The organism is Arthrobacter sp. (assembly GCF_031988865.1).
In the GTDB taxonomy this organism is placed as follows: Bacteria; Actinomycetota; Actinomycetes; order Actinomycetales; family Micrococcaceae; genus Arthrobacter_B.
In genome coordinates this window covers 1-8,956 of the sequence record NZ_DALZXY010000111.1, presented here as the reverse complement: position 1 = coordinate 8,956, position 8,956 = coordinate 1, and the positions used below count along the sequence as shown (strand labels likewise).

11 protein-coding genes are annotated in these 8,956 nt (G+C 63.8%); 8 read left to right on the top strand and 3 right to left on the bottom strand.

What is annotated here, in order from left to right:
• The 3 genes from RTN46_RS15255 to RTN46_RS15245 form a co-directional block, all read right to left on the bottom strand.
• The coding region (locus RTN46_RS15255) for a hypothetical protein (protein WP_312182642.1) at positions 1-197 on the bottom strand (197 nt) is incomplete at its 3' end.
• A complete protein-coding gene (eccD, locus tag RTN46_RS15250) occupies positions 198-1,547 on the bottom strand; it encodes a type VII secretion integral membrane protein EccD (protein WP_312182641.1) in 1,350 nt (449 codons plus the stop codon).
• Entirely contained in the window at positions 1,523-1,909 is a 387-nt protein-coding gene (locus RTN46_RS15245; RefSeq protein WP_312182639.1) for a hypothetical protein, read from the bottom strand. The genes eccD and RTN46_RS15245 overlap by 25 nt, the downstream gene beginning before the upstream one ends.
• A gap of 252 nt (positions 1,910-2,161) precedes the next feature.
• Here RTN46_RS15245 and RTN46_RS15240 point away from each other — a divergent pair, with 252 nt between their 5' ends.
• The 8 genes from RTN46_RS15240 (at position 2,162) to RTN46_RS15205 (ending at position 8,858) form a co-directional block, all read left to right on the top strand.
• Complete coding sequence (locus RTN46_RS15240; protein ID WP_227894924.1) at positions 2,162-2,497, top strand: hypothetical protein; 336 nt, start codon at positions 2,162-2,164, stop codon at positions 2,495-2,497.
• A gap of 33 nt (positions 2,498-2,530) precedes the next feature.
• Complete coding sequence (locus RTN46_RS15235; RefSeq protein ID WP_312182636.1) at positions 2,531-2,836, top strand: pore-forming ESAT-6 family protein; 306 nt, start codon at positions 2,531-2,533, stop codon at positions 2,834-2,836.
• A 3-nt stretch (positions 2,837-2,839) separates the two neighbouring features.
• Positions 2,840-3,223, top strand: a complete 384-nt coding sequence (locus RTN46_RS15230) for a DUF6507 family protein (RefSeq protein WP_312182634.1) — start codon at positions 2,840-2,842, stop codon at positions 3,221-3,223.
• A 65-nt stretch (positions 3,224-3,288) separates the two neighbouring features.
• Positions 3,289-6,294: a hypothetical protein gene (locus RTN46_RS15225; RefSeq protein ID WP_312182632.1), complete on the top strand. Its 3,006-nt coding sequence runs from the start codon at positions 3,289-3,291 to the stop codon at positions 6,292-6,294.
• Positions 6,295-6,296: 2 nt separating this feature from the next.
• Positions 6,297-6,779, top strand: a complete 483-nt coding sequence (locus RTN46_RS15220; RefSeq protein ID WP_312182630.1) for a hypothetical protein — start codon at positions 6,297-6,299, stop codon at positions 6,777-6,779.
• A 51-nt stretch (positions 6,780-6,830) separates the two neighbouring features.
• Entirely contained in the window at positions 6,831-7,310 is a 480-nt protein-coding gene (locus RTN46_RS15215) for a hypothetical protein (protein ID WP_312182629.1), read from the top strand.
• Positions 7,311-7,333: 23 nt separating this feature from the next.
• The gene (locus tag RTN46_RS15210) at positions 7,334-8,221 is read left to right on the top strand and encodes a hypothetical protein (protein ID WP_312182628.1); all 888 of its coding nucleotides are present in this window, start codon (positions 7,334-7,336) and stop codon (positions 8,219-8,221) included.
• Positions 8,222-8,630: 409 nt separating this feature from the next.
• Positions 8,631-8,858 (top strand): hypothetical protein, encoded by a 228-nt coding sequence (locus RTN46_RS15205; protein WP_312182627.1) that lies wholly within the window; start codon positions 8,631-8,633, stop codon positions 8,856-8,858.
• Positions 8,859-8,956: the final 98 nt, after the last annotated feature.

The following is an 8,956-nucleotide window of genomic DNA, read 5'->3' as shown; positions in this document are numbered from 1 at the left end:
GCCGCGGCTTCGGCGAGGGACTGCGGATAGTCGTCGCCGCGGAACATGTCGGCCGCCTGCTGGAAGACCCGGCGTCCCGGTCCTTCCGCGGGGCGGGGCCGCAGTGTGCGCCGCAGCCGCTGCGGGGGGGATTCAAAACCGTCCGGCGAGACGGGGGCCGGGGCGCCGAAGCCGCCGGCGGGATCGGTGGAAGTCATCTAGAAGCTCTCCAGCAGTTGCGCGAAAATCCCGAACATACCCGCGGCGAGGATCGCCAGGGTTTCCAGCCGCTTCGCTGCCAGCCGGAACCGGGCCTGGGTGTGGTCCGGAACCTCCAGGGCCAGGGCCAGCCAGACGGCGGCCGCCAGGAGCAGCACACCGGCCCCCGGAACCCAGGGGGCAGCAGCGAAGTACCGGCTCGCACCAGCAGCCAGGGCGGCCAGCCCGACGGCGGTGGTTCCGTACAGTGCCAGGCGCTCCGGTGCCAGCGGGAAGGACCGGGCACGCAGGAAGATGGCCAGGGTCAGCACCGCCAGCAGCGGAAGCGACCAGACCTGGAAGGCCGTGTCGGTGCCGAGGACCCACAGGCCGGCAGCCACCGACGCCGCGGCAGCAGCAGTGCCGGCGACCAGCCCGCCATGGGCGGAGGCAACAGCAGACAGCGCGTCCACGCGGGTGACCTGCCCGCCCTTGGCCCGCAGGTCGTCCAGCGCGGCCAGGCCGGAGGCGGACAAAGCCAGTCCCGGCAGCAGGCCCAGCAGCAGCACACCGGCGATCGAAGCCAGGGCGGCTGCGTGGACCGGGGAAGGGGTGACCGTCACCGCGCCGACCCAACAGGCAGCGGCCAGTCCCAGGATCAGTGCTCCGGTGTACATGGCCTTGGGCTGCCGGTTCGCGGCGCCAAGGGCAAGCAGGGTGAGGATGGAAACCGCGGCGAACAGCAGCCCGGCATACCCGTAGCCGTCCTGGCCGCCGGGGCCCTGTCCGTCAGCGCCGATGACGCCGGCAACGTGCAGGGCGGCTCCGCTGCCGGCCAGCCAGCCGGCCCCAAGGACCGCGGGGCCCAGGGCAGAGGCCGGGGCCCGCCGCCCCAGGAGAATCCCGGTCCCGGCGGCCAGCACGGAGAGGGCCGCCAGGACCCACCAGGCCGACTGCGGGGCCACCGCATTGGTGAGCAGTTCCGCGCCGGCCCAAAGGCCAAAGGCAGCGAACACCCCGCCGGTGGTGTCCTTCCACCGCCGGTTCCAGCGGCCGGGGACCTCCTCGGTCTCCGAGACCACCAGATCGGTGACGTCGTAAACAATCGGAGCCGGGGGAGCGGAGGAAGCACTGCACAGCTGCAGGGAGGAGCCGTCCAGGATTTCCGCTTCGTCGAGGGTGAGCTCAGGGGCCAGTTCCCTGCCGTCCGCAGCGACCAGGACCTTCGCCGCCACTTCCGCCTGCGGAACATCTTCCAGCAGGTCAAGAACCTGCGGCATCAGTCCTGCCACCGGCTGGTCCGAGGGCAGCAGCAGATCCAGATGCCGCTGCTCGCCAACTAGTGTCACCCGTGTATAGGCATGCGCCATGGCAGCCAGGCTCCTGTCTCGGTGCTTAGGTGCGGAGCGGACCCATGCGCCGGTCCACTGTCGGAAACACTGTCGTAAATACTGTCGGAAACACTGTCGTAAATACCGTTGGAAACTAACGCGCTGCCCTGCTGCTGTTCAGCCTGCTTGGCGCGGTTCTGTTCCAGCAGATTGGTGACGAACGAGTACCCAACGCACACGGCAGCGATGAGCGCGGCCAGGGCGATGCTGAAGAGGAAGAGTTTGACCGTGTCTGCCCAGCGCCGCTCGTTAGGATTTGATCCGTAGAGCAGCGCGGTCAACAGCCGGTTCCGGCGTACGGCAACGGACTCGATGAGCTGATTGTCGTAGTCGCTGGCCACAGTGTCCCCCTTCCCCCGATAACAAGTACGCTACATATCCTTACATGGTCCGGGGACTATCCCGGGAAGGTGCGTCCGGGTGTGCACGCGCTGGCATGGGTAGTTCTGCCCATGCCAGCCGCTTGACCGGGGGCAGTCGGGCCGATTGGATGATGGAGTACCGCTCAGCGGAACGGCCCGGCAACTGCGGGACCGTCCGGCAGCGGGGGGAATGACCGGACGAGGGCACGCAGGTGCCAAAGGTGGTTTGACATGAAATTCGATATGGGGTCCTCGACCCTTGGAACGCTCACGCAGCAGACCGGACACTCCAACGAAGACCTGGGCCAGCTGGTCCGGAACCTCATGGAGGCGGTGACACCGCTGCAGGGCAAGTTCAACGGCCAGGGCCGGGTGCGCTTCGACGAGTTCAAGGCGCGCACGGACGAAATCGCTAACGAGCTGAACAGCTCCCTCTCAGCGATCCTCATGGGCCAGTCCGAGATGGACCGCTCCTTCCAGATGGGCGACCAGGAGTCCGCGGACAACGCAGCGCAGCAGCAGGGCGCGGCCAGCTTCGACGCCGCCCGCTTCGGTTCTTCGCGCTAAGCCCCTTCCCAACCGTTTTCGAAAGGAACTGCCATGTCCCAGGATCGTTTGAGCTATGACACCGACACCTCTGCCGCCGTGCAGGGCGACATCCAGAGCATTGTCGCCCGGCTTGAGTCGCTGATCGGCGAACGTGAAAAGGCCGTGAACGCGGCCATGTCCGACTTCCAGGCCGACGGCGTCTCCGAGGAGTACCAGGCCGTGGAAAACCGTTTCCGGAATGCCGCTAACGAGACCCGCAACATCATTGCCTTGGTCAAGCAGACGCTGAACCTCAATGACCAGACCGCCTCCAGCGCCGGGACCCGCGCCAAGAGCGCCGTGGCGAACATTGGCTAGCGGATGAGCTACAACGTCAGCCCGGAGGCTGTCTCGGGGGTGCTGCAGGATGTGGCACCCCTGCTTGAGGGCTACGGCACCCAGTTCACCGCTGTTGGTGAACGGCTCGCCGAGTTGTCGGCGGCCTGCATGGCCGAACCGGTGGGCGCCGAGCTGGGTGCGTTGACGGAAAAGACCATTAATCCGGCCTTCACCAACATCGCGGGACGCTCGTCAAACGCGGTGAATGCCGTGAACACCGTCCTGGGCATCCTTACCGCAGCGGATGCGCAGATGGACGCCGACGCCCGCGAAGCATCAATGCAGGCTGCGCAGGCAGCGGCCGATGATCCGCCGCCGTCCGCCGAGCCGGCAGCCCACTACGGGCCGGGTCCGCAGCCCATCTAAGCCGGCCGCCGTCGTCCGTACCGTCCTATCTCGTTCCTGTTTCATTTGTTTACCCGGGGGAATCCATGAGCATCGACATCGCCGCCTTTGAGGCAGTGCTGCCTGATCCCGAAGCGATCCGCACCGCCGCCGCGGGCTTGGTCAGCGCCGTCGGCGACGTCAGCATCACCGCCGCGGACTCTGCGGCGGCCTGGTCCCGGCTGCAGACGCCTGCGGTCTACGAGATCGCCGGTTCCGAGGTGGTGTATTCGGCCTTCGCCCCCGTGACGACCTCTGCTGAAGACCTGGTGACTGAAGCAGGCACGGTCAATACCGCGGTGCTTGCCTACGCGGACACCGTCGATTCGCTGAAGACCCGGCTGAGCGTGGTCAAGGCCGACGCAGCCAACTTCTTGTCCCGGACCCGGGGCCGCAGCCAGGACGACTGGGACGACGACGAAGGCCTGATCCAGGCCGAGCAGAACATCATCGGGGACCTGAACCGGCTCTACGCCGACCTGCAGGAAGCCCAGCGGCTCTGTGCCAACGCCATCAGCGGCATCTACGGCGGACCGTCCTACGTCCTCACCACGGAAGAGGGCGCCAAAACCGGTGAAGTTGCCTTCGGGTTTACCGGTGACCAGCTCGACGCCGCCGCGGTGGAGGGCAACGTGCCGTGGGGCCAGCCCACCGAATGGGACAAGCCCTGGTACCGGGACGCCTGGGACGGAATCGCATCCTTCGGTAAGGGTGTGTGGAGCGGGGTCACCGGGACGGTGACCGGCCTGGGCAACATGGTGGGCCTGGGTGGCGGTGAAGCGTTCGCGCAGACCTGGCAAGGCCTGGGTAACCTGGCGCTGAACGCGGCCATTGTGACCAGCCCTGTTGTCCAGTTGGCGATGCACGCCAGCGGCAACGGAGACCGGGTGAAGCAGGCCGGCGAGGAGCTGCTGGCCGTGGGCAAGGCAGCGATTCACTGGGATGAGTGGCAGACCGACCCCGCGTATGCGGCCGGTGCCACCACCTTTGACCTGGCTTCGATCCTGTTGACGGCCGGTGCAGGTGCGACGGCGAAGGTCGGCTCGGTGGCGGGCAAGATCGGCGACGTGGCGAACGCCAGCGGGAAGGTGTCCGCCGTCGTCAATGCCACCGGTATCGGCAAGGTTGCCGGAGTCACGGTGAAGGTCACCGACGCGGCGCAGGCGTTCAAGATCAACGCGATCACCACGGTGGTGGACACGTCCAAGGTGGCGGTCGGGAAGGTCGGTGCTGCCTGGCAGGCGGCGGATCAGTTCCTGATCGATTCCGGCAAGTCTGCGCTGAACAAGGTCGACGACGCGCTGGCGAATGCCGGCAATGGACGTTTCGGGACTCCGGCGCTGGCTGGTGCCGGGGGTGGCGGCAGTACGCGGGTGATGGCGTTGACGCCGGATACTCCGCCGGCCCGTACCGGTGGCGGTTCGGGGTCTTCGGGGGCTGCGGCGACGCATTCTGGGGCCGGTTCCGCATCCGGAACCACAACGCCGGACGCCACGCGGCCTGGTGCCACGGCCGGAACGACGCCGGACGCCACGCGTGGGCCGAAGACACCGGAGGCTCCGGTCCGGAACGCCGTTCCTGAGGCTCCCGGGAACGGCAAGGGTTCTGCCGCGGAGGCCCCGGCCCGGAACACCGTTCCTGAGGCGGAAGCGCCTGGAAACGGCAAGGGTTCTGCCCCGGAGGCCCCGGTCCGCAGCAACGGCACTGAAGCTGACACCACCGCCGGCAAACCGGGCACGCCCGGTCATGCCGTACCGGAGGACCGCACCCCGGCTAACCGGACCACCGAGACTTCGGCTCCCGCGGCTCACCTTGATGCCGACGACGCCCGCCCCGCCGTCAAGGGTGAGGCAGAGGACGTGCGGCCCGGCGCGGCAGCTGTTGATGAAGCTCCCGGCGGCACGCGCACCGGTGAGGGCACCGATGGTGCTGATTCCTCCTCTGCCGGGCCGGACACCCCGGAGGCACCCGCACCGAAGCCCGTTGTGCACTACGACGCTGAGGGCCGGGTGGAGAAAGTGGAGTTCGGGGACCACACCCATACTGTCTCGACCCGCCACGACCAGATTGCACAGCTGCAGCGTTCCCTGGATCCTGCAACGTGGAAGGACACGGACTCTTTCCTCTCCACCCATCTCTCGCCGTCTGAGTTCCAGGCCCTGGATGGGCTGCGCGGCCCCGACGGTAAACTGCCGCCGAATGTGGTGGAGACGCAGGTTGCTGATCTGCTGGAGAAGGCTTTCGACGCCGAGACCCGGGGCCCGGTTCGCCCGGGTGCCAGCCCGCTGGAAAACGCTCTGCGGGGTATTCCGACCCGCTACTACTATGACCTGACTGACGCCCAGGCGATCATGGTTCATGATGTCCGGCATTTGCTGGGTGCGGGGGACATCAACCAGCCATTCCAGAAGATTTACGGTGCCGAGGACGCAAAGACAATCCTCGTCAACGGCGGCCCCGAGGACTATAAGGGGAGCGTAGCCGGTTTCATTTCGCAGGCCTCGGATGCAGCAGATCTGCGGACCGTCGATGAGATCATTCTTGGTCTTCGGCTGGACTACATGTATACGGACCGCGACGGCGTGGCCATCCAACCGATAAACATGCCGTTCAAGGTAGGCGAAACAGAGGAAGTTTATGCCGTCCGTTTCGCCGTAGGTGGGGAAGAAGCGAGCAAGATAGTGATTCCCGATCGATCCAACCATGCCAGAGTGGATGAGCTACGGCGTGATCGGTCAGGGGAAGCTGACCGGGCCGCCACGGGCACCTCCACGACACGGGATTGGGAACTGCAGGATGCGGACTGGAAACGGGAAGAAGCTCTCGTTAATGAGGATGATGGGTACCCCATCCGGGACCTCGCCGAATGGCCGAACAACGGGTTGGGGTTGCCCAGCAGTCGTGTGGATCACAGTCCCGTCATCCCAGAACTAAAGGTCGAAGGCGGTATACCGATCAAGGACGGAGCCGAAATGTGGCGTCTCGACAGGCAAGGTAATGAGGTACTGGTGGGCATCTACGATTTGGCGAACCGAAGGTGGATTAGCCTCTAACCATGTGGACAACTGATGGAACAAAGCTCTCTGGCAAATATGGCACCTGGAAGGGGCATGAGTATGAGCTTCGCTCGACGTCTCCCATACGCGGGCTCATCTACCTGGTTCAGGAGGGGGGTGAAAACCCCGGGCCTGATTGGATAACCCATCAGCAGCCACATGACTTCCCCAGGCCGCCGATCGCTTTCACGCTCTGTGTTCCGCCGGGTGAAGTGACCAATATTCACGCAGTCCGAGCAACCGGTGAGTTGAGGCCAGGGCGGGAAGTGGAAATCGTCGGGGAAGACGCTGACGGAAACCTGGCCGTGGTGGCCGACGTAGGATTCTGGACCGAAGAAAAAATGGACCTCATGGAGGAGCACGGGTTTCGTCAGTTTAATAAACAAGAACCTATAGGGCGGCAGGGAGTTTTTGGATGGCTTCCCGCTGGGATGCTCCATAATATTAAGTCCGAGGTCTATTGGCGGAAAGATGCAAACTGAAATGTTTTCTTTATTGCCACACGCCAAGTTCGGATGGAATGGCCTATAAATATGTGGAAACAGGACGGGGGCAAGTTAACCGGAAATTACGGCACGTGGAGAGGACAGGAAGTCGAACTTTGGTCCCTAAGGCCCTATGGAGGAATGCTTACCATTGTGACAAATGATACAAAAGCCCTCATTGATGAGGGGGGTAACGAAGTCTTGTTGAATCGATCTGTTGGGACTCCCTTTGCGTATACCCTGAAAGTACCCGCTGATGAGGTCACGAATCGGCACAAGGTGCGAGTAAAGGGCAGGCTTGGGCCAGGGCGAAGTTTAAGGATCATGGCGGAAGATGAGGACGGGAACTTAGCCGTTGAGAGCATTGATCCGATGGACTCGATGTATAAACGCCTGCTTATAAACAACCATGGTTTCACACCATTCAGCGAGAACGAGCCGTTGGAACACGTCTCCGTTTCTGGGTGGCTCCCGGCAGAACGTATCAGGGATATCAGCATAGAGATTATCCCACTCAGCGATGACTAGCAGAGCGACCAAAGGTTAGTGGCATGCAATATCTTCAGAAGGCTTTGAGCCCGGGACAGGTTGAGTTCCTGGTGGGTGGTAATCGGGACACGGTTTCGGGGTTTGTGGTGAATGCCGGGGATGCGGTGAATGCACGCACCCCCGAAGACCTGTTCGAGGTTCATGGCCTTGATTTCCCGGGTTCCCCGTGGGACCGGAGTGCCGGGTACGTTGATGTGCTGCGGTTCCAGGTGCCGTTGTCCGTGTATGTGCATGATGCTGCGGGTCCGGAGTTTGTGGACCGTCCGCCGTTTACGGGGACGGGTTTTGCCGCCTGGTCCGGTGGTGTGGTGCCGGTGTATTTCCTGGATGAGTGTGCGATTCCGCCGGGCGCGGAGTTGTGGCGGATCCGGTCTGGGGCGCCTGAGGAACTTTTGGCGGTTTATTTTGAGGTGGCCACTGGCTGGGGTGTGGCCGGGACGTCGGGGATTTCCCGGCCTGGTGTGCATACGCCGTCGTACATTATGGGCTGGTCTGCGGTGTGGCAGGGGCAGGTGTTCCGTGCTGATTTGGTGGATGAGGGCCGGTCCGTTGAATTAGCCGCCACGTCGGATCCCGGGATTGAGGGGTTTGAGCAGACTCCGAAGGGGTGCTGGCGACGGACGGTGGGCCTGGGGGAGATCCAGGACTTTTACGAGCTGCTGGCAACGTGTACGTGGCAGGGCGAGCCGTTCCGCATTACAGATGTTGCCCAGGGTGAGGACGGCCAGGTGCATCGGTTATTTTATACCGGGCATAACGCGGACCGGGCTGAGGCTCTGGGGCTGAACAAGGCGGATGCCGGTGTGTATTGGACGGTGATCCCGGCGTCGCAGGCGCTGGATGTGCAGGTAATTCAGAACCGGTTGCCGTCTCTGGCGTTCCGAGGTTAGCCGCGGGGTGAACCCATTGAAGCGGCGACTGCCGGCAGTTGACGGTTCGGAAACTCCTGCACTGGCCGGTGCCGGCGGGCGCGCCGTTGTGGCGAAGGGTGCTGAGTTCAGTTGACTAGATTACGGTTGGTTCCCCCTATCCCCGATTCAGTAGACGCGGATGCCAGGGCCGTTCCCACCCCCAGGAGATTCGAAATTTTCATGCCCAACGGGATGCGGGTCCCGGGTATGTATGGTGTCTTACACGGTGAGTGGTTTCGGGCCAACCCATTGGGTCATGGACGGGTGCTTCTTTACACGCCTGCCGAAGAATCTCCGGGGGACCAATGGCGTCCGTCAGATGATTCGGATGACAGGGGGCAGGCCCTTGTTCTGGTCCCGGGAAGTCACTGAAAGCGACTTAGACCGGATGGTGCGCGTTCTCGTGTCCGCTAAATGGCGGAGCCTCAGCATAGGCATCCAGAAATATATCGATGGAACGGTATTTGCCTTTGTCGACGGCGGCCCGAAGGAGGAGCAGATTCGCCTCGGAGAGATCCCGGAGATCACGATTGCCGGACGGGGTGAATATCACGGAAGGCTCCGCTGGGAGGACATCACCGACCTCGTTGTGTCAGAGCGGGAGCTGTTGAAGTAGCCAAGCGGCGAAGCCCGTTGTGCACTATGACGCCGATGGCCGGCCGGAGACGGTGGACCTTGGGGGCCAAATCCACACTGTTTCCACCCGGAACGATC

What these genes read in the sequence shown, in the direction of transcription:
- RTN46_RS15230 (WP_312182634.1), top strand. Translation starts at nt 2,840, where the DNA reads ATGAGCTACAACGTCAGCCCGGAGGCTGTCTCGGGGGTGCTGCAGGAT.
- RTN46_RS15240 (WP_227894924.1), top strand. Translation starts at nt 2,162, where the DNA reads ATGAAATTCGATATGGGGTCCTCGACCCTTGGAACGCTCACGCAGCAG.
- RTN46_RS15210 (WP_312182628.1), top strand. Translation starts at nt 7,334, where the DNA reads ATGCAATATCTTCAGAAGGCTTTGAGCCCGGGACAGGTTGAGTTCCTG.
- RTN46_RS15220 (WP_312182630.1), top strand. Translation starts at nt 6,297, where the DNA reads ATGTGGACAACTGATGGAACAAAGCTCTCTGGCAAATATGGCACCTGG.
- eccD (WP_312182641.1), bottom strand. Translation starts at nt 1,547, where the DNA reads ATGGCGCATGCCTATACACGGGTGACACTAGTTGGCGAGCAGCGGCAT.
- RTN46_RS15205 (WP_312182627.1), top strand. Translation starts at nt 8,631, where the DNA reads ATGGTGCGCGTTCTCGTGTCCGCTAAATGGCGGAGCCTCAGCATAGGC.
- RTN46_RS15215 (WP_312182629.1), top strand. Translation starts at nt 6,831, where the DNA reads ATGTGGAAACAGGACGGGGGCAAGTTAACCGGAAATTACGGCACGTGG.
- RTN46_RS15225 (WP_312182632.1), top strand. Translation starts at nt 3,289, where the DNA reads ATGAGCATCGACATCGCCGCCTTTGAGGCAGTGCTGCCTGATCCCGAA.
- RTN46_RS15235 (WP_312182636.1), top strand. Translation starts at nt 2,531, where the DNA reads ATGTCCCAGGATCGTTTGAGCTATGACACCGACACCTCTGCCGCCGTG.